A 24,440-nucleotide genomic window follows, 5' to 3' on the forward strand; every position below is an offset into this window, starting at 1 on the left:
AAGGTGAACGGGGATTTATGCGTTCCTATGAATTTAATATTGAATAAGCAGAGGCGCAATGTGTTCACGGAATACATCAACAGGTGGGTTGTTTTTGCCGCGTTTGTTGTCTTGGGTCAGAACCACGACAGCCTCAATCTCCGGAAGTACATATACATACTGTCCAGCGTACCCCCGGGCGTAATAATAATCCATGGCAGTTGGCAGACCTCCGTCTGTAGCAGTTAACGGAAAAGAGTCAGTCCACCAATGCCAGCCATACCCGCCGCGGCGGGGAGGTTCGGCAAGGATTACTGGTGCCGTTGAACGCACTACCCATTTACGAGAAATAACCTGCTTCTTCTCCCATACTCCCCCATGTAAAAAAAGCTCCCCAAATTTCAGCAAGTCGTTTGGCCGCAGCTGAAGCCCGAACCCCCCGGTGTGGATGCCCTGAGGATCCGTTTCCCAGTGATACTTCTCAATGCCAAGAGGTCCGAACAGAAATTGCTCGGCAAACTGTGCCGTTGATATTCCTGAGGCTTGGACCAGAATGGCCGATAACATCTGCGAGATTCCGGAATTGTATTCCATGTGTGTGCCCGGATCATGTGCGAGCGGCTGCTCCAGTACATACTTTACCCAATTTGGGGAGCGGGTCATTTTCGGAAAGGAATTCTGACCGCCAAATTCAGTCCAGCGAAAACCTGCGGACAAGGTTAACAAATGTTCAATCGTGATCTCCTGTTTGCGCTTATCTGTATCCCGGCCCAGCTGCGGGAAAAATTCGGCTGCCTTCGATGAAGACTCCGGGAGCAGGCCTTGATCCATTGCGATGCAGATTAGCGAAGAGAGTATACTTTTGGTACAGGAATTGATCTTGGCAATCTCTGTAGCTGTGCTGTCATTTCTATAATATTCAAATTTTGGTTCGCCCTGGAGGCTGATCAGGCAGCTTCTCAAATGCAAAGGGGCAATAACTGCAGTTAATGTCATCAGATTCATACCGTTCACCCTTTCAGAAGGGATATCATACCACCAGTTGATATAATACCCCAATTGGGCTGCGGACAATCTGTAACAACGAAAAAGCTGCCCGGATTGCTCCGGACAGCTTTTTATATTTATAAATCCTGATATACAATATTAATAAGTTCGATCTTCAAGGTCTGGATAGCCTCTTCGCGGGGTAGCATGATGAACTTAGACAAATATTCGATATCTACCGAGAACAGGCTAAGAATATCCTCCATGGATGCTTTGTCTCCATTTTGTGCTTTTTTTACAGTCTCGACGAATTGATGAGATATTCCTTCAGAATTTCTAGTCCCTTCCGCTTCCATTTGCTTACCCCCTGTTGAGTCATATGTAGCTCGATCGCAACCTCGTGCTCCGGCATGCCGTCAATCACTGTTTTTTTTATGATATACCTGCATTTTTCCCAAGGAATCATTTCCAGAAGCTCGTCAACAAACAGCTTCGAAATCACCAGGCTCTCAAAGCTGTTGTCATAGAGCTGATTGTCATACAGCGGTTTGCTCTCTCTTATCAGTTGAATGCGAGTCTTATACTGGATTCTCCAAGCTGAGCGTTTTAATAGTTTTCTGCAGGTTTCAACTAACTCATCTTCACAGGTACTCATGACTACTCCCCCATGTTCAGTTTTGCACAAAAGATTAACCAGCACAGCCTGTTCCCCCAGGCCCGATCCCTCCATTTGTTAAGCATAGGATAGATCAGCTGATTTATCTCCTCATATAACAAGTAGAATATTCCATAGATTCCACAACTATCAAAAACATAAATTTACATGATTACTATTTTTATTAGCAAAGTTGTAAAAATAGCCTCTGATTTACCTTTCTTTATGAGGAAAAATAAGGTTGAGTATGTCGAAATTACACTTATTGGAGGCGATAACTTGAAGGACTATTTTACACCGGAGATCATCAATACCATTCTTACCGTACTGGTTATTCCACTGCTGGGTCTAATGGCGAAATCTATTATTGCGTATACCAAACGGGAAATTGCCCACTTGGAAGATAGGATAGGCGACGAGGCTGTGAACAAGCTTCTGAACCGGGCTTCAGATGCCATTGAATCTGCGGTAATTGCGGTGAACCAGACGTTCGTGGAAGGGCTGAAACAGCAGGGCTCTTTCGACGCAGCGGCGATGGAGAAATCGTTCAATCTTGCCAAAGAGAGGGCTGTAGCCATATTGGGGGAAGCCGCCAAAGAAGAGCTGAGCCTTGCGATCGGTGACCTCGAAGCCTGGATTGAAACGAAAATAGAAGTTTATGTGAACCGCAATAAACAGTTGTAAAAACCTGCTCTGATTTCCCTTTGTTAAGTAAAGGAGGAGCAAGGTTTCGCCATAATCGATACGCTTATCACTAAAAAAGTTAGGGGATGCATGATGAAACATTCGAAACGAAGAGGAAAGCATGTACAGCAAAGAAGGCTAGGCATCATCACTAAATGGTTATGCCTCACGCTCCTGATCCTGATGCTGGCTCCCGGTGCTGTGTTTGGATCGGAGAAAATGTTCTCCACTAGCCCACAGGATGCGGGAGCAGGAAAAGCATATGGGGCAGTGTATGGTACAGAGCCTCCCGCTGAGCAGACAGGAAATGTCTTGTCAGTCAGGGATTCCGTCTACCAATCCGTATATGATTCGGTGTATGGGCTAGACCCAACACTCGGGGTTATCTTACATCACGGAGCCTATCAGATGAGTCTGCTCGCTGTGAGCAATGTGGAAGGGTCGATGACCGCAGTATCACCCCTGCTGCAGCAAATGAAGCTGTCGCAGGCTTCGGGCGTCATTCCCGGCGGACGCGGATTTATGCTGCCACAGGTTGTTGCGGTCAAGGATCTGGCCGGCAACCCGCTTGCCGGGGTTCCGGTTACCTTCACTGCTTCTGAAGACAGTACGATCACCGCGGTAATGCGCGGACTGAACAGTACCGGAATCACGGTTGTTACGGATGCAAATGGGTATGCTTCTGCGGCTAACACCTACACAAGTTACGCGGGAGAAGGGTACCAGGTCTATTCCAAGAGCACCGGGGTGATCAAGACGATGGAGGTCAAAGCCACGGTTCCGGGCCTTCAACCGGTCACCTTCCGCGTGGAGGTCGGGGCTGTGGGGTCAAACCTGATCGACACCACACCGCCGGCGATTACGGCATCTGCACTAACCGATGCGGGAGCGCCTTACATTGCCGGAACATGGACCAATCATTCGGTGACTGTTCACTACACGGCAATCGATACGCTGTCTGCGATCAGATCACTGACTTCGGACCAGAACTTTACCGCTGAAGGTGCGGGTCAGATCGCTACCGGTAAGGCGGTCGACAGCTCAGCTGCCAGTGATGAGGATAAGAACCATTATTCCATCGCCACTTTTGGTCCCATTAACATTGATAAAACAGCCCCGGTTACGACCGTAACTGCAGCAGGTGCGGAATCCGGCAGCTGGAGCCACGATAAGGTCACACTTCACTTTACCGCAGAAGATCCATATTCGGGTGTCAATTCCATCTACTATAAGCTGGGTGAAAATGATGCGGTGAAAACGGCGGGCGTAAGTGCGGATACTGAGATCAGCAAGGAAGGAACAACTACAGTCACCTATTGGTCTGTGGACAGAACCGGGAATACCGAGGCTGTCAAAACCGTAACAGTCAAAATTGACAAAAGCGGTCCGGTGATTGCCAGCATAATAAGCCCTGAGCCGAATACAAAAGGCTGGAATAGCGCCAATGTCACAGTCGCTCTCACCGCCTCTGATGTGAACTCAGGGGTCAAGGAAATTCATTATGCTCTGGGTGCATCCGGAGAAGAGAAGGTTGTAGCCGGAACAACGGCAACTTTTGCCGTTCAGACTGAGGGTGTCACACCGCTCGCGTTCTGGGCTGTAGACCAGGCGGGGAACAGTACTCCCGTGCAGAAAACTGAAGTGAAAATAGACAAAACGATTCCGGTGCTTACCGTACCGGCAGATATCAATACGGAGGCAACGGCAGTCCGTACACCTGTCGAAATTGGTAAAGCCTCCGTACAAGATGTATCCATCCCGGATGTCATCGTGACGAACGATGCCCCGGCCGATTTTCCCATAGGAACGACAACCGTGAAATGGACCGCTGTGGACCCGGTAGGGAACATCTCTTCACAAGTGCAGAAAGTAACGGTAAAAGATACAACCAAACCTGTACTCACTGTACAAGGGGATATCGTAGTCGAAGCGACCGCTGTAAAAACACCGGCTATCGTCAGCGGTGCATCGGCAAAGGATATTTTTCCGGTTATTGTAGTTAACAATGCTCCAAAGGAATTTCCCATGGGTACGACCAAGGTCACATGGACGGCTACGGATGCGAACAGCAACGTGATTACCGCGGCACAAAATGTTATCGTGGTTGACACGATCAAGCCGGTGCTTACCGTACCTGCAAACATCACGAAAGAAGCTTCGGGCAGAAGAACTCCGCTTTCTGTGGGGACGGCAACAGCGGAAGACATTTTCAAAGTGAATATTACAAATAATGCGCCAGCGGATTTCCCGGTGGGAACCACCAAGGTGATCTGGAGAGCTGAGGACGAGAATGGGAATGTCACGACAGCGGAACAGCTGATTACGATAACGGACACAACCAAGCCTGTATTGTCGCTTCCGCAGGATATCCGTATTGAAGCAACCGACACGCGGATGAAGCTGGAGGTTGGAGCGGCTAAGGCCACAGATTTATTCGACGTTCTGTTAGTCAATGATGCCCCGGAATATTTTACGGTAGGGGTTACCAAGGTCACCTGGACAGCGACAGATGAGCATGGCAATGTAACGAAAGCCGTTCAGAATGTAACCGTTACGGATACCACCGTTCCGGTGCTGACGGTACCCAAGGATATTTCAGCAGAAGCCACCGGAATCAAGACACCGGTAGCACTGGGGCAGGCGTCTGCCACGGATATTTTCAAGGTCGTGATTACCAGCAATGCCCCGGATAGCTATACTGTCGGTAAAACACTGGTCACCTGGACAGCCACCGATGAGAATGGCAACAGCACCAAGGGGACACAGACGGTTACGATCACAGATACCACCAAGCCGCTAGTTACGCTGCCAGGTGATAAGACAGCAGAAGCGGCCGGAGAAAGAACGAAGGTAGACATCGGCGAACCGATAGTTACCGAGATTTTCCCGGTGACTATTACCAATAATGCACCCGTTGATTTCCCGCTGGGAACGACCGAGGTTACCTGGACAGTTACCGATGAGCACGGCAATACCACCGTAGGTACTCAAAAGATCAAGGTCGTGGATACGACCAAACCTGTTCTAGGCGTACCAGCAGATATTACAGTTGAAGCAACGGCCGTCAGATCCATAGTCTCCCTCGGTCAGCCCACTGTAACTGATTTATTCAAAACTACTGTGATTAACGATGCGCCAGTTGATTTTGCGGTAGGCACCACCAAGGTGACATGGATGGCTACGGATGCGAGCGGTAATGTGGCCATAGGCACACAGAATGTAAAAGTTATGGATACTACTGATCCAGAAATTCATATCCCTGCAGATGTCCGGGTTGAAGCCACAGCAGTAAGATCACAGGTTCAGATTGGCATCGCCACGGCCACAGATATTTTTCCGGTTACGGTAACCAGCAATGCTCCGGATGATTATCCAGTGGGTACTACCGAGGTCACTTGGACTGCCAAGGATACCCACGGTAACCTAACTACAGGCAAACAAAAAGTGACGGTAGAAGATACAACACTTCCTGTTCTGAAAGTACCCGCAGATATCAGCAAAGAGGCTACAGCGGTAAATACACCGGTCAACATAGGACAAGCGGCGGCAACGGATTTGTTTGCGGTAGAGATCGTAAGCAATGCTCCGGCAAGCTATCCGCTGGGGAAAACCATTGTGACCTGGAAAGCCACCGATGCCAATGGCAATATCAGCAGCGGAACACAGACCATTACCATAGTAGATACAACCGTACCTTCCATTGCCGAAGCAGCGGATCTGACGGTGGAAGCAATCAGCCGGGAAACTCAGGTTCAGCTGGCGGTGCCGGCAGTGACAGATATTTTTGGGATTGCATCGGTTACCCATAACGCTCCGTCTGCATTTCCTATTGGAGTTACCGAGATACTCTGGACGGCCAAGGATAAGAACGGAAATCTGTCCACACGTAAACAAAAGGTTACGGTAGTGGATACAACGAAGCCGGTGCTCAGCGTGCCTAATGAGGTTCAGGTAGAGGCTTCAGCATTACAGACACCTGTGGAGATCGGGATGGCAACAGCTACAGATATTTTTAACGTTACTGTCAAAAGCAATGCCCCGGCAACCTTTCCTATTGGTGTAACAGAAGTCACCTGGACGGCTACGGATGAGCATGGCAATCTGTCCACCGGGGTGCAGAAAATTACAGTCGTAGATACAACAAAGCCGGTTCTGAGTGTGCCGAAGGATCTGACGGTGGAAGCCACCGCAGTGAAAACCCCTGTAGAGATCGGGCAGGCGACAGGGACGGACATCTATAAAGTTACGATAACCAATAACGCACCTGATTCCTATCCATTAGGCGTAACTGAGGTTATTTGGACCGCAACAGATGCAAACGGCAATGTAACCACGAAGGTGCAAAAGATCACGGTGGTGGATACGACCCGTCCGGTGCTCAGCGTACCTGAGGATCAGACCGTTGAAGCGACTGCGGTGAAAACTGCGGTGAAGATCGGACTGGCAACAGCGGCAGATATTTTCAAATATACGATGGTAAGCAATGCTCCGGCAGACTATCCGCTGGGTACCACTGAGGTGACCTGGACCGTAACCGATGAGAACGGCAATGTCGCCACGAAGGTGCAAAAGATCACGGTGGTGGATACGACCCGTCCGGTGCTCAGCGTACCTAAGGATCAAACCGTGGAAGCCACGGCAGTGAAGACACCTGTGGAGATCGGGCAGGCAACGGCGTCAGATATTTTCAAATATACGATGGTAAGCAATGCCCCGGCAGACTATCCGCTGGGTACCACCGAGGTGACCTGGACTGCCACGGATGCGAACGGCAATGTGTCCACGGGTGTCCAAAAGATTACCGTAGTAGACACGACGAAGCCTACGCTTAGCGTACCTGAGGATCAGACGGTAGAAGCGACAGCGATTCGAACCACCGTCGAAATAGGGCAAGCCGTGGGAAAAGACATTTTCCCCGTAACTGTGACATCGGATGCTCCGGCGGACTACCCGCTGGGCACTACGACAGTCACCTGGACGGCCAAGGACAAGAACGGTAATGAAGTCAGAGGCGTGCAGAAAATAACCGTAGTGGATACCACGCAGCCTGTGCTGAAATTCAAAGGATCATTGCATCTGACCAAGGAAGCATCTGCGCTGGCAACGCCGGTGGAACTGGAAGTGCCTGAGGTACTGGAGCTGTTTCCAGTCATTTTAACTACGGATGCCCCGGGGTTTGGCAGTCAGGACCCGATCACTTCAGGGGAGAGCATTACTGCGAAATTCCCTCTGGGAACCACTAAAGTGACATGGACCGCTAAGGATGCGAACGGAAACGCGATGATTGGGATTGTCACAGTAACCATCACGGATACGGTCAAACCCGTACTCAAACTGCCGGCAGACATTGCTCTGGAAGCAACAGCGGTTCGAACTCCGGTTGAAATTGGACTGGCTACGGCAACGGATATCTATGATGTGACCGTGACCAGTAACGCTCCGGCGGATTACCCCCTGGGAACAACAGAAGTCACATGGACCGCAAAAGATGCGAACGGCAATGTGACCACAGGTATACAGAAGATTACGGTAGTGGATACAACCAAACCGGATCTGATCTTGCCAGTCGACAAGACAGTCGAAGCGACCGCGTTGAAGACGCCAGTCGATATTGGTCAGGCAAAGGGCACAGATATTTACAAAGTAACCGTGATATCGGATGCCCCAACGGATTATGCACTGGGCACGACCGAAGTGAAATGGACGGCTACGGACGAGAATGGCAATGTAACTACGGGTGTCCAAAAGATTACGGTGGTGGATACGACGAAACCTGCTCTGACACTGCCAGCCGACAAGACAGTCGAAGCGACCGCGCTGAAGACTCCAGTTGAGATTGGACTAGCCACAGGCACAGATATTTACAAAGTGAGTGTAATATCGGATGCCCCAACGGATTACGCACTGGGCACGACCGAAGTGAAATGGACGGCTACGGACGAGAATGGCAATGTAACTACCGGTATACAAAAGATTACCGTGGTGGATACGACGAAGCCCGCTCTGAAGCTGCCAGCCGATAAGACAGTCGAAGCAACTGCACTGAAGACGCCGGTAGAGATCGGACAAGCGACAGGCACGGATATTTACAAAGTGAGTGTAATATCGGATGCCCCAACGGATTATGCGCTAGGCACGACCGAAGTGAAATGGACGGCTACGGACGAGAACGGCAATGTAACTACCGGTATACAAAAGATTACGGTAGTGGATACGACGAAGCCCGCTCTGAAGCTGCCAGCCGACAAGACAGTTGAAGCAACTGCGCTGAAGACTCCGGTAGAGATCGGCATAGCCACAGGCACGGATATTTACAAAGTGAGTGTAATATCGGATGCCCCAACGGATTATGCATTGGGCACGACTGAAGTGAAATGGACGGCTACGGACGAGAATGGCAACGTAACTACCGGTATACAAAAGATTACGGTAGTGGATACAACGAAGCCCGCTTTGAAGCTGCCAGCCGACAAGACAGTCGAAGCGACCGCATTAAAGACTCCGGTAGAGGCGGGACAAGCGACAGGCACAGATATTTACAAGGTAACTGTGACCAGCAACGCTCCGGCAGATTATGCGCTTGGCGTAACTGAAGTGAAATGGACGGCTACGGACGAGAACGGCAATGTAACTACCGGTGTGCAGAAGATTACCGTGGTAGATACGACGAAGCCTGTTCTGAAACTGCCAGCCGACAAGACGGTCGAAGCGACCGCATTGAAGACGCCGGTAGAGATCGGACAAGCGACAGGCACGGATATTTATAAGGTAACTGTAACCAGCAACGCTCCGGCAGATTATGCGCTTGGCGTAACTGAAGTGAAATGGACGGCTACGGATGAGAACGGAAATGTGACCACAGGTATTCAGAAGATCACAGTGAAGGATACGACGAAGCCTGTGCTGAAAGCACCAGCAGATGTATCCGTCATAGCTACAGGCGTCAAAACACAAGTGACCCTGGGCCAGGCTACAGTGAATGATATTTTCGGATACACGTTGAAAAATGATGCTACTGCCGATGGATTTCCGGTAGGCAAGACAGCTGTCACCTGGACCGCTACCGATGCGAATGGGAATGTATCCACCGCTGTCCAGTATGTAACCGTTACTCAGTTATTTAAAGTCCAATCGTACAACGGTACTAGAACAAGCATCACGAATACGATTGCTCCGAGAATATCCTTTGAGAACACTAGCAGCAGCACCATTCAGCTCTCAAACATTAAGCTTAGATACTACTACACCATTGATGGAGAGAAACCTCAGGGTTTCTATGCCGATTACTCCCGGGTATCGGGTTCCAGCAGCAGCATTCAGTCCTATATCACAGGAAGCTTCCAAAAGACCACTAGCAAGACCGGTAGCGATTATTACCTGGAGATCAGCTTCTCCAGTGGTGCCGGAAGTCTGAAGCCGGGTGAAAAAGTAGAAATTCAATGCAGGTTCTGGAAATTGAATTATTCCAACTACACGCAGACTAATGACTATTCCTTCAATGCACCGGCAACAGATTATACAGATACCAATAAAATTACGGTTTACGCCTCCGGCAATCTGATTGCTGGTATGGAACCGTAAGCAAGTGAGAAGTAAGTAATTCATTGTAACAGCTTCCAGGCTGACGTCCGGTATGAATGGCTGCAGCCTGGAGTTATATCTATTAATGAGAGATTAACCAGCTCCATTCCGGGGGTACGATATGCCAGACGACATGAATGAAATTCTGCAAAGGTTGACCCGCGTAGAAACGAAGCTCGATATTATGAACAGCGCAAGGGATATTGCACTTGAGGCTATGCAGAGCAGCAAATCGGCACATCTGCGGATGGATGAAATACGGGATGAGCTGTCCAGATTGAAGGTCAGGCAAGGAGAAAGCCAACGGTGGCTGGTGGGAACCATCATCAGCAGCGCGGGGCTGTTTATTGCGGCAGTAGGGCTTTTGCTGAAGCTAGTGATCGGGTAGCAGAATAACAGCAGAAGAAGATTTTTGAAGAAGGAGGAGATGGATAATGGCCAAAGGGTTTGATTGCGCGGCACCGCTGACGAAGACGTTAGCGAAGAAGTTCCGGGAGGATGGTTATGAATTCGTATGCCGGTACCTGGTACCTTCTGGCTGGAAAAGACTCACAAAGTCTGAGGCGGCAGCTATCAGCACAGCCGGCCTGCAAATTGTCTCTGTATATGAAACAACTGCCAGCCGCGCATTAGGCGGACGATCTGCGGGATTGGCGGACGGAGCGATTGCTGCGCAAACGGCGTTAGCTGTTGGACAGCCGGCAGGAAGCCGGATTTACTTCGCAGTGGATTTCGACGCATCAGCAAGCCAGATGGACACAGTAATCCAGTATATCAAGGCTGCAGGTGAGGCTTCCTCGAAGTTCCGAACGGGTGTATACGGGAGCGCAGCAGTCGTTGAAGCGGCGATGGCAGCCAAGGCCTGCACAGGCTTTTGGCAGACCTATGCCTGGAGCAGAGGCCGGAAAGCAGAAGGAATACACCTCTATCAGTACGACAATGGTCCCAAAGGGCTGGGACAGCCGATCCATGGCGTGAATGTGGATATAAATCTGTCCAGCGGTGATGCGGGATGGTGGAACACGCTGGCAGCCGTTCCTTCAACGCCAACCCATTCGGACGGGGAGGTGAAGGAATACATGCTGAACCAAGAGGACGCGAAGAAGATCATCGCCTTCATTCAAGCCGCCTATATGGCGGCAGGAAGCCCGGAATCCAGAGAGGAGTTCCACCGTCTGGCAGATGAAATACGCAAAGCATCGGGTCAACCGGTGGAGGAGGAAAAGTAGGACCACCCACAAATAATATAGACTTGGCAAAAATGCTGTTAACGGCCACCTTTGGGTGGCTTTTTTACTTTAATTTTGAGGGGAATTGATACTTTTTCTTTTATCCGCCCCCCTTTTTTATGAATTGTTACAATAAGTGGATTTATTTTCCCGTTCGGCTGTAAAAAACGCTATGGATTTTACTTAATCTATAGAACCGATTTTTTACAGAAGGGGGAATCCGCTTGCAGACCCATGCAACCGTAAGCAAGGAAAAAGAGAAAACATCGGGTAGCCATCAACCATATAGCAATTCATTGGCTTTTGTGAAGCCAGCAGCAACCAAGCTGCCGGACCCGGTGGAGATCATCAGGCGTATCCGGCAGAATCCGGCTTCCTTAAGCCGGGAAGACAAGCTGGCGCTCCAGCGTACCCTGGGCAACCGGGCCGTGGTTCAGTTGTTATCCAGTTTGAAGGATAGCAAGGAAAGTAAGCAGACAAGTGAGGCGGGAGCGGCGAAGCGGGGTGAGCAAGGGGAGGGGATTGCGGGGGATTCCCAGGTTGAACAGGAGCCTGCTCTTGCGGCACCTGTTCAAGAGACACCGTCAGCCACCAAGGAGCCGTCAGTAAGTGAGCAGAAGCAACCTCAAGAGCAGAAACTGGAACGGGTACAAAGCGAGGTACAACAAGTCAGCGTTCAGACTGAACCGAAGGCGCAGCAGAATGAACAGTCCGGCAATAAGACAAAGGGCAACTTTGCATTCAAAAAGTGGGGCAAACCCCGGGCGAAGAGTTTTCCTTCCGCTACTGAAGAGAACAAGGGAACAGCAGATGGAGGGCAACTGGACGGGAAAGAGGAGGCAGCCGCTCCGCAGCCAGCCGAAGGCGAAGCAACGGGTTCGAAGGCTAACGAGACTGGGAAAGAACAGCCGGTGGAAGCTAAGGACACCAAGGACGCCAAGGACGGCAAGGACGCCAAGGACGCCAAGGACGCTAAGGACACCAAGGAAGGCAAAGATTCAAAGGAAGGCAAAGATTCCAAGGCAGATGTGGAATCGCAGTCGGGAAAGGAAGCGAAGGAAGCCCAAGGGGAACCCGCGCAAAAGGGAGCAGCGAAGGAACCTTCACTCGGAGATGCTCTAGGGGCTTTAGCCGGGGAGGGTAAGGAAGCACCCGCTAAAACCAAGAAGGTGAACATTCACGGCGAAGATCCGGGACAAATCCTCGATCAGCTGACCCGGATTCAGCCGACAGAGATGGGAGACGCCTATGCCCAGGCGGTGGATGGTTCCGCAGAGGCTTTTGCCAAGCAGAAGCAGAAGACCCGGCAGGGGCTTCCGGTAATTCCTGCACCGACGGGACTGAAGGGCAAAGTCTTTCAAGCCCGGAAAAAGCCAGCGCCACTAAAACACTCCGCACCGGAGGGGTATAAGAGCGAGCGCACCGGCGGGACCACGACTACGAGGAACCTGGAGCGAATGAACATCGGATCTTCCGGATCGGAAGGTAACCCTGAGGCTATGTTGGGCGAAATCCGTTCCGCAGCGGCTCAGCCGCCGGGCATCAGCATGACCGGCGAGGCGGATCCATCCCAGATCGAAGGCTTCAATCAGGAGGCGTCCCAGCAGGTAGGGGCAGCCAAGCAGGCGGAGATGGGCCAGATCCATACTCCGTTTGGTGAGAATGACATCTATCCCGAGCCGGACGGCTCTACGGTGAAGGCTTCCGCAGAGCTGCAGGGCGGCAACGCACCCGGAGCTAAGAAGCTTCCTGTACTGGGAGTGCCTGCGGACATGACTGCCGGGCTCAATCGCAGCCTTGCTCCAGAAATGAAGAAGCAGCTTGGCGCCAAGCAGGCTGAATATAGCAAAGAAAAAGCGAAATTCGACAGCAAGGTGCTGATCTCCAAAGCAGACAGCCATGCGCAAATCCAGCAGGCGGAAGCCGATGCCAAGAACAAGCAGCTCAGCCAGCAGGCCGGGGCCAAGGCGGAAGTGGACAACCTGCGCGGCGAATGGAAAAACGAGCTGGATGCAGCCGAAGCCGACTATGCCGGACAGGCAGGAGCGGCCGCGCAGCAGAAAAAGGGCGAGATCAACAGCGTCCGGACCGAAAAAGAACGCGAAGCGCAGAAAAAACAGTCCGAGGCGGAACGGGAAGCTACCCAAGCCTACAGCAAAGCCAAGAAGGATGCGGACGGCAAGCATGCAGAGGAAAAGGCCAAGGAAGAAAAGAAGGGCGGCTTCCTCGGCTGGGTGAAGGACAAGCTCGAAGCGGTGGTTGAGGTCGTTAAGAAGGCCGTCAACTTCATTTTCGAAGGCCTCCGCAAAGCGGTGAAGTTTATTTTTGAAAAAGCCAAACAAGCCGTGCTGGGCATTATCGAACTGGGCCGTAAGCTGATCACCACCCTCATCAAAGGCCTGGGTACGCTGCTCAAAAAACTGGTCTCCGTGGTGTTTGCCAAATTCCCGGGCATCGCCGCCAAAATATGCAGTAAAATTGACGGCGTCGTCAACAAGGCCGTGAAGGCCGTCAACCAGCTGGCGCAGAAGCTCAAAACCAAAGTCACACAGGTCATGGACTTCCTGGCCGCGAAGGTGGATCAGGCGCTTGCTGCGGTGCAGAACTTCTATACCCAGTTAATCTCAACCCTGGGGAATCTTCTGATTGCTACGTTTCTGGATGTCCTGGCCCGGATGGGAGCGCTCGGTAAGGCGGCGAAGCGTTCACTCAGTCATCTAGAAGGCAAGATGTGGGAGTATCTGCTAGGAGTAGACATCTCCAAGCCGATGGGAGCAGGGGCGGCAGAAGGCGGAGCAACGGAGCATACGCAGGACACCGGTCAGCCTCAAGCGGACGAGAAGCTTACCGCAGACGACATCGAAATGGAGTCGGTCGAAGCGGGTGAGATGGACCCGGCACTGGTGCAGGAAGCGAACCTCAAGGAAGGGGAGAGCAAGCAGCTCTCAGGCAGCCGCGATCCGGCCACGATGGACAGCATCATGGCGGAATTCGATACCGGAAAGGCGGAGCAAAGCCTGGGGGGCAAAATTGCCGACGGCGCGAAGCTCCGTGCGGGCAATGCGAAAATGCTGTTTGACCAGATTAAATCATATGTAATAAAATGGATGAAGAGTAATGGATTGAAGCTTTTGGCTGCCATTGCAGGCATCTTGGTTGGCGTCGTGGCTGCAGAGATCATCACAGGCGGGGCCATCACGGCCGCACTTCCGATGATTATCAACCTGATTACGGTGTATCTGCAAGCGGATGCGATTAAATCCGTCGCCCAGACTATTGTTCAAGCTTCCGGCTACATTGGCACCTACCTGAGCCAAGGCTGGCAGAAGATGATCGAGCCGGCTGCCATTGCGCTGGCAACCGCACTCGCGATGGGACTTGTCGAGCTGGCGATGGAGCTTGGCTTCAAGGCCATCGGCAAAGGGCTGAACAAAGCCGGACAAGCCATGAAGAAAGGCGTTGGAGCTGCGGCCACTGGTGCTAAGAAAGTAGCGGGTGCAGGAGTCAAAGGCATCAAGAGCTTGCTGAAATCTGGAGCCAAGCTCGCATCCAAGAGCGGCAGCATGATTATACGCAATGGCAAAATCGTGATCAAGAGCCTGCAAAAGGGGCTCATGAAGGGGGCCAAAAAGCTCCAGGGTCTGGTGGACCGGATTCTGCAGAAGTTCAAGTTCAAGCGGTTCAAGCTGGAGCGCAAGGGTAAGCATATCCGTCTGTATGGCGAGGTTAATCCTTGGGTGCTGCTGGTTGACGGGACGATGAAGGACGTCGATGAGAAGCAATATAAAGAGCTTGAACTTGCTGGGAAGAAACCGACTAGTGAAATTAGTGAAAAGGTCCTGAAAGGTAAAGAAGTTTATGGACCTCATTATGACGAAGCAGTTAAAAGATATAAAGAAAATCCAGATTGGTTCCCAAATCCAGACGAATCGATAATCGTAAAAAAGAATGATTTGAAAGTCGCACGAGAAGAGTACAACTCTTTGGTGAGTAGTGGTGACCTTGAAAAAGGACATCACAGACAAGGATTGGCTTTTGGCGGAGAAAATATTCAAGACAACATCCAATTTACTGGTGAATCAACGATTAAGAAAAAAGAACTTTCTGACCTGGATCTAGATTTCTATCATGAAAAAGGATTAGGTAAAGAAAAGGCGAAAATATTAAAGGTTCATCAGACAGAAAGTGGAATCTATCTTTTTGGAAACAATCCTAACCATACTGAAGCTACGGTTTTTCAGAATAAAGTCTTAAAGTGGCAAAGAGATTCCGGTTTGAGATAATAAAATAGGAGACTAGAAAATGGGCCAATCTAGCAATTTGATAAAGAGCAATTGGTATGGAGAAAAAAATTCCAGTGATGACATCGCTTCTTTGAGGAATTCTCTAAAACAAGCAACGACAGAACATGATAACATGTTGTTAATAATTGATTTATTGAAATTAGGTGATTTTACAGTTAAGGAAAAGATGTTACAAATTATGAATACTACCAAAGACGAAAACATAATGAACTTGTGCATTCGGTTGTTTTGTTCGGTAGCGTCGCATAAAGATCTATTGAATAGTGGAAATTTGCTGTTTCTTTCGGACTTATCAGAATACAATGCTGATACTTTTGCAGCAAGTGCTTTGTATACTTTATCTTATGATGCCGTTCCTTATCTGCTGGCAATGCTAGAGGAATGGGAGGATACAAACGTAGAAGGAACGATTAGAAATTCATTGGATATTTTTCTTAATTATTCAGATGAACTAACCGAGGAAGCACCTGTCGAGGAGATCGGAAATTTTTATCTTGATTATATTAAAAAGGTAGAACTGGATAACTACTATTACTATGGAGATCCGGCTTTTCCCGGATCTCTAGCTAAAAAGATTATTGAGAAATCAGTTATATCTTTAAATAATACAATTCCTATTCAAACCAATGTAATTCCATCATTACTCTCAATTTGGAGCGGAGTAAAATGTCCTGTTCAATATGATACAATCGTTGATGTTGATCAGCTTGGAGATGTCTACCGGTATGTTGATATAATTTCAAAAATGGAATGGGAAATCGGGTCTAAGTATTTTTATGGACATCGAGTACTTTAAAATAACAGACCATATGTTGTAATAACTAAGCCACTCTTGCGTAACTCACATAGAGTGGCTTAGTTTTGTATTTTTCCCGGAGCCAAGCTTGCATTCAAGAGCGGAAGTATGATTATACGCAATGGCAAAATCGTGATCAAGAGCCTGCAAAAGGGGCTTATGAAGGGGGCCAAAAAGCTCCGGGGTCTGGTGGACCGGATTCTGCAGAAGTTCAAGTTCAAGCGGTTCAAGCTGGAGCGCATGGGCAAGCATATCCGTCTATATGGCGAGGTTAATCCTTGGGTGCTGCTGATGGATGGAGAACTTCGGGACATCAAGGAGCAGAATCTCGAAAAGGAATTAAAGAAACTAGAACTCGATGGCAAGAAACCGATCAAGCTTAGCGATGCGGAATATAGTAAGCTTAATAACATAGAGCCTAATAAGAGAGCAGAAATCTCAAAAGGTGCAGATGGAGATAAAAGTAAGATTGATTTTAATAGCGTTAAGGGAACGGATAAAATTCCTAAAGTAACAAAAGGTTATGATGTAACACCTTTGAAGAGCACTTATAAAGAAAGGTTGAATCAAACTCCCGTAAGTAATGGTAAATGGACTGGTGAAAGAGGTGAATCAACTTTTATTTCCGATAGTCCCGAAGTAAAACCATATTTTAATGATGCTGGCGTTCAAGGTGTAGAATATAAGAATGCAGTACCAGATTTATCTCCGTTTTCTAAGGCGGAATTTGAGATTACGGGTATGTCTGGTTCAAGAACTTCTAATTTTTCAAAAGCTGACGAATTGCTCGCAGAGCAGTGGTCAACACCAGAGAAGCAGTGGACAAAGGCTGAAGTGGCAAAATGGAGAACACAAAACAAGTACACTTGGCATGAACTTAATGATGGGAAAACCATACAATTGATTCCAAGTAGTATTAATTCTAAATTTGGTCACCTTGGTGGAGTAAGTGAAGTTAAATGAGAAAGGACGATACTCTGAAAATGGAAAAGGATGAGTTGTTTGGAGAAATTGTATATGAAGATTTGTGGATCGGTACAACTGAGATAACCATGTTTGGAGAAAATCAAAAAATACTTTTGAATATCTATGGTGAAGAGAATGAGGAAATTACGCCGAACCAACGGGACGCTTTTTCTCAATTCAAAGCAAAAATGCCTGACATAGTAAAGGAGAGCGAAGATAAGATTCTTGAGTATTATTTAGATAATTGTGAAGATTATCGAGCAATGCAAAGTAATAGTGAAGAACTTGAAAAAATTGCTCCAAAGATTTCATCACTAGACGAGTTGGGGAAACTTGTTACGCCTACAAGTTTGCTAATAAGATATGATTTCGAAGATGGTATTAGACGAGTAGGAATATTATGTGATTGTACATGGGAACGAGAACATGGATTGGGTATTAGTGTTGAAAATGAAGAAGTAGTAGAAATAGGTCTTCAAGATATTGTTCTTTAGCCTTAGGATATGTCAAGGTTTTGTGTAACCTCACTTTGAGGGATACAAATTGAATTACGAAAAGTTAAGGAGATTTTAATAAAAAGAATTCTGATGAAGGAATAATTATGGTTCATTTTCTATGATTTTTTATTCAATAGACTCAGTGATGCTAAAGCGAACTGGGAAGAAAAACTAGTGCTTTGAACAGATGGGGTTTCAGTCTTCAAAACTCTAGCTTGCCACGTGCCTGCTAAGTGGTTCCTTAAAAGAGGCGGTTGAGGCAATAAATTGTCATTATACTGAGTTCAATCTCAGTGATTTCCACCGTTTCAATGCTTTAGGGGAGGTATTTCCACCGTTTCGACTCAGGGTAATGGACTTCCAGCATTCTCTGGATCTCCTACCCAGGCGAATCTGGTGTGTCATCCGTAGCGACCCTCTACATGGAACAGAACCTCGTATTTTTTGTTTATTTGCTAGTCCTCCTGAATATTTCCTAATAGGGAGGTGGTGAAATCTGAATAGGTCAAGGCTAACCAGTTAGCCCCACCCGGGTGTAAACGCACCCGGGTGTTTTGTTTTTTGACTTATTCCTAAATAGTAACTCTCCTCAAAAATCCCCTCTCTCACACAGTTGTTATGAAGCCTCAAACAGCCCTCTTCTTGGTGTCAAAGTGTGAGTTATTTGACGCTTACGGTCTCCGTGGTGTTTGCCAAATTCCCGGGCATCGCTGCCAAAATATGCAGCAAAATTGACGGAGTCGTCAATAAGGCCGTGAAGGCCGTCAACCAGCTGGCAGAGAAGCTCAAAACCAAAGTCACACAGGTCATGAACTTCCTGCCGCCAAGGTGGATCAGGCGCTGGCTGCGATACAGAACTTCTATACCAAGTTAATCTCAACCCTGGGCAACCTGCTCATTGCTACGTTTCTGGATGTGCTTGCCCGGATGGGAGCGCTCGGCAAGGCGGCGAAGCGTTCGCTCAGTCATTTGGAAGGCAAGATGTGGGAATATCTGCTCGGAGTAGACATCTCCAAGCCTATGGGGGCAGGAGCGGCAGAAGGCGGAGCAGCGGAGCATACGCAGGACACCGGTCAGCCACAAGCGGACGAGAAGCTCACCGCAGACGACATCGAAATGGAGTCGGTCGAAGCAGGTGAGATGGACCCGGCACTGGTGCAGGAAGCGAACCTCAAGGACGGGGAGAGCAAGCAGCTGTCAGGCAGCCGCGATCCGGTCACGATGGACAGCATCATGGCGGAATTTGATACTGGAAAAGCGGAGCAAAGCCTTGGCGGCAAAATAGCTTCGTGCGAGTAATGCGAAAATGGAGTTTGACCATATTAAACCACATGTAATAAAATGGATGAAAAGTAATGGATTGAAGCTTTTGGCTGCGATCATCGGCATCTTGGTAGTCGTCGTGGCTGCAGAGATCATCACAGGCGGGGCCATTACCGCTGCACTTCCGATGATCATCAACCTGATCACGGTGTATCTGCAAGCAGATGCGATTAAATCCGTCGCCCAGACCCTAGTCCAAGCCTCGGGCTACATTGGCACCTACCTGAGCCAGGGCTGGCAGAAGATGGTCGAGCCGGCCGCCATTGCGCTCGCAACGGCACTCGCGATGGGACTCGTGGAGCTGGCGATGGAGCTTGGCTTCAAAGCGATCGGCAAAGGGCTGAACAAAGCCGGACAAGCCGTGAAGAAAGGCGTTGGAGCTGCAGCTTCAGGTGCTAAGGCTGTAGCGGGTGCAGGAGTCAAGGGTATCAAGAGCTTGCTGAAAACCGGAGCCAAGCTCGCTTCCAAGAGCGGCAGCATGATTATCCGGGGCGGCAAAATCGTGATCAAGAGCCTGCAAAAGGGGCTTATGAAGGGGGCCAAAAAGCTCCAGGGTCTGGTGGACCGGATTCTGCAGAAGTTTAAGTTCAAACGGTTCAAGCTGGAGCGCAAGGGTAAGCATATCCGTCTGTATGGCGAGGTTAATCCTTGGGTGCTGCTGATTGACGGGGAACTTCGGGACATCAAGGAACAGAATCTCGAAAAGGAATTAAAGAAACTAGAACTCGATGGCAAGAAACCGATCAAGCTTAGCGATGCGGAATATAGTAAGCTTAATAACATAGAGCCTAATAAGAGAGCAGAAATCTCAAAAGGTGCAGATGGAGATAAAAGTAAGTTAGATCTTGATAATTTGACAGACACGGGCGAAGTATTTGAAATAACACTAACTTACGATAAGAAAATGCCAAAACGTGAATTTGAGAAAAAAGCTATTGAACTGAAGAAACTAGGCGAGCAAGGTTTAATATATAAATTACAAAATCCTGTAGCTCGTAATCCCGCTGTCACTAGAGAATATCGACAGGATATGATTAAAAGAATTTGGAATCAATATGGTCAGAAAAATCCTGAATTCGGTAAAAAATTAATAGATAGGATAACAAAACGGATGCAACCAGATCATATATGGGAATTACAGTTAGGTGGACCTGATTCCGTTGGAAACTTGAGGTTTTTAGATTCCTTCACTAACTGAAATATCGGTACTATGCAAGTAAGGCCTCAAATTAGAGGTTTACCAACGGGCACAAAAATAAAAGTTAATATTGTTATGGGGGAATAATTCGGATGGATAGCCGCTTGAAATCTATAATCGACAATGTAAAAAATAAACTGATAGATGAACCAGATAGTATTATTATTGGTGAATTAAATCATGGAAATAAATTTATTAAGACTGACGAGGTTCACCTTAAAGATTACTTTGATTTCTTAAGTGAAGTTGATGGTGCTAGATGTGGAGCAATTGATTTATGGTCATACGATGAGCTTTCTCAACATCAAATCCGTGTATCTGATTATTTAGATGGAAAATGGTTAGAAATTGGACAAGTTCTATATGAACCTATAGTAATTAATGAAAATTCAGGGCAAGTTTATTGTTTCAAGCTGGGCTATCCATTTCAGGAGGCGCAGCCATTAGGTGACTTTAACTACTTTCTGATTAACTATGTATTCGGTCGAAAATACGAAGAGTTAGTGCCTGATTCTCACCTTGATTATTGGTATCAGTTTCTCGAAAAGATAAGAACAGCTTAGAATTTAGTTTATAAAGTATTAGAACGTGTCTGAAAACTAAAGAATAATGTGGTATGCTTTGAGAAAAACAAATGGAGCAACAAGCATGGTTCAAATACGGTACGAAATAAGCGATGAACAGTGGGAACAAATTAAGGGCATGTTTCCATCCTATAGAACAGGTCGTCCGTCAAAGTTAAGCGATCGAACCATGTTTAATGCTATTCTTTGGATCGCTCGAAGTGGTGCTGCCTGGCGTGATCTACCGGAAGAACGTTACGATTCATGGAAAACGACCTACAGTCGTTTCTGCAAATGGAGAGATACCGGATTACTTATCGCCATCTTCCAAGCGCTTCACGTAGAACCTGATTTTGAAAACTTGAGTATCGATTCTACATCGGTTAAAGCCCATCAACACAGTGCAGGTGCTAAAAAAACGCAGAAGGATACGAAGTAAATCAGCATATTAGCATCAGTCGCGGTGGCAAGACAACGAAGCTTCATACGGTTGTCGATGGATTAGGGAACCCCCTCGCTTTTCTTCTAACGGGGGGTCAAGTTTATGATTCAGTACCCGACATTGATTTACTTCAGCAATTTGATATTACGGGAAGCCATATTCTTGGCGACAAAGCTTATGGCTCAAAGGCGATTCGGGATTGGATTGCGTCCCATGAAGCATCCTATACCATTCCGCCTAAAGCAAATACTAAAAACCCATGAACGTCGATTGGTATCGGTACAAAGAACGTCACTTGGTGGAATGCTTTTTCAATAAAATCAAGCATTTCCGTCGTGTGGCCACTCGTTACGACAAGTTAGCCAAATCATTTTTGGCGTTTGTATATGTAGCTTCTATTTTCAAATTGACTCTGTCGATCTCTATGTGTCTATAAGAATTTTTTCTGTAACTTCTTCTCCTTCTAATTGAGCATAGTAGAGTGAATGATATCGACCACGAGCTAGAAGTAATTCATTGTGTGTACCTTGTTCAACCAAATTCCCATTTTCCATAACTAAGATCAAATCTGCATTTTGAATTGTTGTCAGACGATGTGCAATAACTAAAGTTGTTTTTCCAACCATTAATTTTGCTAAAGCATCCTGTACAATCTTTTCGGATTCATTATCTAAAGCCGCAGTCGCCTCAACTAAAAGCAATATGGGTGCATCTCGTAAAATTGCTCTTGCAATCGCAATCCTTTGCTTTTGTCCCCCTGACAACCGACTACCGCGTTCCCCAATCTCTGTATCGAAACCTTCACTTAATGTCATAATAAAATTATAAGCATTTGCTTTCTTTGCTGCATTAATTACACTTGTTTCATCAGCCATGAAGTTACCATCCAATATATTATCTCTAATCGTACCTGTGAAAAGAATTGACTCTTGAGGAACAAGTGAGAAGTAGTCTCGATATTTCCTTAATCCCATTGACTCTTCACATCTACCATCAATCTCGATCGTTCCAATTGTTGGAGAATACAGCCCAAGAAGCAACTTAAATAATGTGGACTTCCCTCCACCGCTACCACCAACTATGGCTATCGTCTGGCCTGCCGTTGCACAGAAGTGAATATTTCTAAGAGCCATATCATTCTCAGAATTTGTATAAGAAAAGCCAACATTAGATACAGTTAATGTCCCAAAAGAACTTGCACGTCCCTGTTCTGGAAGCTTCTCATATTCCTTAGGAGAATCGATGATCTGAAAGATCCGCTCGGCACCCGCTAATGCTTGCTGCATAGATGACCAAAGCCCGGGGAGTTGCGAAAACGGTTGCACAAGATAGTTCATGAGTTGAATGAACGCGGCCATAGCACCAACTTCTAGATTCCCTTTTGCAACAAAAAAACCAGCAACAAGGATTGCAATCATAAAGCTCATTGTTGCAATACTTGCTGATACAGCGTTTGCACTTCCCTGTATTTTTCCCTGACTTCGCTCGATTTCAGATATTTTTGTACTGTACTGTTGATATTGTTTCGAAATTTTCTTCTCAAGACCAAAAACTTTATATAGAACACTGGCACCCAATACATCTTGCAAAAAAGAGGTTGCCTTGCCCATGGCTTCTTGCAGAATAATGCTTTTCTTACGCATAACTTCACCGAATAGTTTTCCTACCAATATCATTAGTGGTCCTATTGAAATAGAAATCAAGGCGAGAGGCCAGTGAATGTTTAATAAATAAATAAATGCACAAAGCGCAAGTAACGGATTTTTGAGAAGACCCATTATAATATGACCGCTTGCTTCTCCTACAGCTTGATTATCACTTGTGAACCGAGATAGTAACTCGCCTGAATGATTTTTATCATAATACGATTGAGGTAACCTTAAAACATGATTAAGTGTATCGAGCCTTATATCGTTCCTTACATTTAAAGATGCCTTTTGTTTGAAATATGTATCTAAATATGAAAAAAGAGCTATAAAAAATATCATTCCTATAGCTAAAAAAATTAAAATTGGCCACGTCTCAACTTCACCTTTTACAGCAGCATTTGTGATAAGAGATAAAAACCAGGCAATAGAGAGATCAAGCGCAGTACCTACTATCATCGTGAAAATCAAACAAGCATAGAGCAACTTATATCTTCGCATATACTTTAACAAACGAAAAAAAGGACTTTGTCTATTCATATAACACCTCTTTATATTTTCTTTAAAGTAGAAGCTATTTCTCGAAAGATTAATTTATATTAGAGACTTATCAGAAAAATCATTAAGCAATTGTTCTAGAAGTACTTGCTCATTAAGATATAATTCATTAAAGAGAATCATCAATTTGTCTGAATATTTCTCATGTTGCGTTAATGCATATTTTATATATAAATTAAGTAAACTTTCACTTTTATTCTCAAGCTTTGTAAAACCTTCGGAGAACATAGGTTTAATATCATAGAGTTTTTTTTTCTCTATATATCTTATTCTTGCAACCATGAGTTTTTTATAATCATAAAGCGTATAAAATGGCCTAATGTCCATTCGAGTGCTGTCCTTCAAGTTTAAAGAATAATATTCTATTAATCTTGGTAAAATGTCTATGCCGTAAGTCCACTCCGAATATAATTCATGACTATAAAAGGATTGATAATTTAAGGATAGATTTTTTGACTCATAGTAGTCTTTGATTTGTTCTGCAATAAATTTCATATCAAATTGATATGGCAATCCTTGATGATGTTTTGGATGTAATTTCAGTAAGTGCATATAGTTAACATGTTGAGTAACATCACTATCTATATGTGTTTTTCCAAAATCATAAAATGAATTCTCTATCTCTGAATATGAAGCATAGGCGCATTTATATTTTCTATTTTCCAAAAAACCAGAAATATTAAATCGCTTCTCATTATCATCAAATCCGTATATAAATATGGCATGCGGGAATGTGAACTTTTGATAAGCTGGCGAGCCTGGAATGTAATATTCATTTACATGAAGCCATATGTAATTATCTTGTCGGATTTGATCTTTTAAAAATTCAACTATATCGGGGATGAATTTCAATATTGTTGACCTTAGTAATCTTTGAGTATCTGTAAAACATGGATGAAAATGATGTTCAGGGGATTGTGCATAAAAATCTAAAAAGCAATCTTTCTCGGATTCCATTAAACACATATTTAAATAATTGCTATAAATCCATGGAGCAGTTCTCATTATTCGATATAATAGAAAAATAATAAG

General features: G+C 46.6%; 17 protein-coding genes and 1 pseudogene. 13 read left to right on the forward strand and 5 right to left on the reverse strand.

Translation table 11 applies throughout. From position 1 onward, the window contains the following. Positions 1 to 33: 33 nt before the first annotated feature. From A3848_RS22050 to A3848_RS22060, 3 genes are all read right to left on the reverse strand, one after another. Positions 34 to 984 (reverse strand): serine hydrolase domain-containing protein, encoded by a 951-nt coding sequence (locus A3848_RS22050; RefSeq protein WP_074087012.1) that lies wholly within the window; start codon positions 982 to 984, stop codon positions 34 to 36. A 119-nt stretch (positions 985 to 1,103) separates the two neighbouring features. Continuing rightward, positions 1,104 to 1,232: a hypothetical protein gene (locus A3848_RS33060; protein ID WP_244169865.1), complete on the reverse strand. Its 129-nt coding sequence runs from the start codon at positions 1,230 to 1,232 to the stop codon at positions 1,104 to 1,106. Positions 1,233 to 1,261: 29 nt separating this feature from the next. Next, the gene (locus A3848_RS22060; RefSeq protein ID WP_256702519.1) at positions 1,262 to 1,696 is read right to left on the reverse strand and encodes a sigma-70 RNA polymerase sigma factor region 4 domain-containing protein; all 435 of its coding nucleotides are present in this window, start codon (positions 1,694 to 1,696) and stop codon (positions 1,262 to 1,264) included. Between the two features lie 204 nt (positions 1,697 to 1,900). Between A3848_RS22060 and A3848_RS22065 the strand changes: the two genes are divergently transcribed. The 13 genes and pseudogenes from A3848_RS22065 (at position 1,901) to A3848_RS31420 (ending at position 21,640) form a co-directional block, all read left to right on the forward strand. Then, positions 1,901 to 2,305, forward strand: a complete 405-nt coding sequence (locus tag A3848_RS22065; protein ID WP_074087014.1) for a hypothetical protein — start codon at positions 1,901 to 1,903, stop codon at positions 2,303 to 2,305. A gap of 93 nt (positions 2,306 to 2,398) precedes the next feature. Further along, the gene (locus tag A3848_RS22070; RefSeq protein WP_256702520.1) at positions 2,399 to 9,886 is read left to right on the forward strand and encodes an HYR domain-containing protein; all 7,488 of its coding nucleotides are present in this window, start codon (positions 2,399 to 2,401) and stop codon (positions 9,884 to 9,886) included. A gap of 121 nt (positions 9,887 to 10,007) precedes the next feature. After that, positions 10,008 to 10,274: a hypothetical protein gene (locus A3848_RS32445; RefSeq protein ID WP_074087015.1), complete on the forward strand. Its 267-nt coding sequence runs from the start codon at positions 10,008 to 10,010 to the stop codon at positions 10,272 to 10,274. Positions 10,275 to 10,320: 46 nt separating this feature from the next. Then, positions 10,321 to 11,115 (forward strand): DUF1906 domain-containing protein, encoded by a 795-nt coding sequence (locus tag A3848_RS22080; RefSeq protein WP_074087016.1) that lies wholly within the window; start codon positions 10,321 to 10,323, stop codon positions 11,113 to 11,115. Positions 11,116 to 11,339: 224 nt separating this feature from the next. Continuing rightward, complete coding sequence (locus tag A3848_RS22085; RefSeq protein WP_256702521.1) at positions 11,340 to 15,398, forward strand: HNH endonuclease; 4,059 nt, start codon at positions 11,340 to 11,342, stop codon at positions 15,396 to 15,398. Between the two features lie 19 nt (positions 15,399 to 15,417). After that, positions 15,418 to 16,215 (forward strand): Imm47 family immunity protein, encoded by a 798-nt coding sequence (gene imm47 / locus A3848_RS22090; protein ID WP_074087017.1) that lies wholly within the window; start codon positions 15,418 to 15,420, stop codon positions 16,213 to 16,215. A gap of 132 nt (positions 16,216 to 16,347) precedes the next feature. Continuing rightward, a complete protein-coding gene (locus A3848_RS33065) occupies positions 16,348 to 17,178 on the forward strand; it encodes an HNH endonuclease (protein ID WP_256702522.1) in 831 nt (276 codons plus the stop codon). A 20-nt stretch (positions 17,179 to 17,198) separates the two neighbouring features. After that, positions 17,199 to 17,675 (forward strand): DUF6985 domain-containing protein, encoded by a 477-nt coding sequence (locus tag A3848_RS22100; protein WP_083606867.1) that lies wholly within the window; start codon positions 17,199 to 17,201, stop codon positions 17,673 to 17,675. Between the two features lie 658 nt (positions 17,676 to 18,333). Further along, a complete protein-coding gene (locus A3848_RS33070; RefSeq protein WP_256702523.1) occupies positions 18,334 to 18,552 on the forward strand; it encodes a hypothetical protein in 219 nt (72 codons plus the stop codon). Next, positions 18,507 to 18,977, forward strand: coding sequence for a hypothetical protein (locus tag A3848_RS33075; RefSeq protein WP_256702524.1), 471 nt, complete (start codon positions 18,507 to 18,509; stop codon positions 18,975 to 18,977). Before A3848_RS33070 ends, A3848_RS33075 begins: the two co-directional genes overlap by 46 nt. A 7-nt stretch (positions 18,978 to 18,984) precedes the next feature. After that, positions 18,985 to 20,199: a hypothetical protein gene (locus tag A3848_RS33080; protein WP_256702525.1), complete on the forward strand. Its 1,215-nt coding sequence runs from the start codon at positions 18,985 to 18,987 to the stop codon at positions 20,197 to 20,199. Between the two features lie 92 nt (positions 20,200 to 20,291). After that, positions 20,292 to 20,762, forward strand: coding sequence for a hypothetical protein (locus A3848_RS22110; protein ID WP_074087019.1), 471 nt, complete (start codon positions 20,292 to 20,294; stop codon positions 20,760 to 20,762). A gap of 85 nt (positions 20,763 to 20,847) precedes the next feature. After that, a pseudogene (locus A3848_RS31420) lies at positions 20,848 to 21,640 on the forward strand (IS5 family transposase). On the opposite strand, the gene A3848_RS22125 reads toward A3848_RS31420, so the two are convergent. Beyond that, the gene (locus A3848_RS22125; RefSeq protein WP_074087021.1) at positions 21,627 to 23,390 is read right to left on the reverse strand and encodes an ABC transporter ATP-binding protein; all 1,764 of its coding nucleotides are present in this window, start codon (positions 23,388 to 23,390) and stop codon (positions 21,627 to 21,629) included. The pseudogene A3848_RS31420 and the gene A3848_RS22125 overlap by 14 nt on opposite strands. A gap of 54 nt (positions 23,391 to 23,444) precedes the next feature. Next, positions 23,445 to 24,440, reverse strand: a 996-nt coding sequence (locus A3848_RS32450) for a BtrH N-terminal domain-containing protein (RefSeq protein ID WP_218619011.1), incomplete at its 5' end; no start/stop codon positions are given.

Source organism: Paenibacillus sp. P32E, from assembly GCF_001909085.1.
GTDB lineage: Bacteria > Bacillota > Bacilli > Paenibacillales > Paenibacillaceae > Paenibacillus_AQ > Paenibacillus_AQ helianthi.

Coding starts and splice junctions, on each gene's coding strand:
- A3848_RS22050 (WP_074087012.1), bottom strand. CDS start 984: ATGAATCTGATGACATTAACTGCAGTTATTGCCCCTTTGCATTTGAGA.
- A3848_RS33060 (WP_244169865.1), bottom strand. CDS start 1,232: ATGGAGGATATTCTTAGCCTGTTCTCGGTAGATATCGAATATTTGTCT.
- A3848_RS22060 (WP_256702519.1), bottom strand. CDS start 1,696: ATGGAGGGATCGGGCCTGGGGGAACAGGCTGTGCTGGTTAATCTTTTG.
- A3848_RS22070 (WP_256702520.1), top strand. CDS start 2,399: ATGAAACATTCGAAACGAAGAGGAAAGCATGTACAGCAAAGAAGGCTA.
- A3848_RS32445 (WP_074087015.1), top strand. CDS start 10,008: ATGCCAGACGACATGAATGAAATTCTGCAAAGGTTGACCCGCGTAGAA.
- A3848_RS22080 (WP_074087016.1), top strand. CDS start 10,321: ATGGCCAAAGGGTTTGATTGCGCGGCACCGCTGACGAAGACGTTAGCG.
- imm47 (WP_074087017.1), top strand. CDS start 15,418: ATGGGCCAATCTAGCAATTTGATAAAGAGCAATTGGTATGGAGAAAAA.
- A3848_RS22100 (WP_083606867.1), top strand. CDS start 17,199: ATGGAAAAGGATGAGTTGTTTGGAGAAATTGTATATGAAGATTTGTGG.
- A3848_RS33080 (WP_256702525.1), top strand. CDS start 18,985: ATGGAGTTTGACCATATTAAACCACATGTAATAAAATGGATGAAAAGT.
- A3848_RS22110 (WP_074087019.1), top strand. CDS start 20,292: ATGGATAGCCGCTTGAAATCTATAATCGACAATGTAAAAAATAAACTG.
- A3848_RS22125 (WP_074087021.1), bottom strand. CDS start 23,390: ATGAATAGACAAAGTCCTTTTTTTCGTTTGTTAAAGTATATGCGAAGA.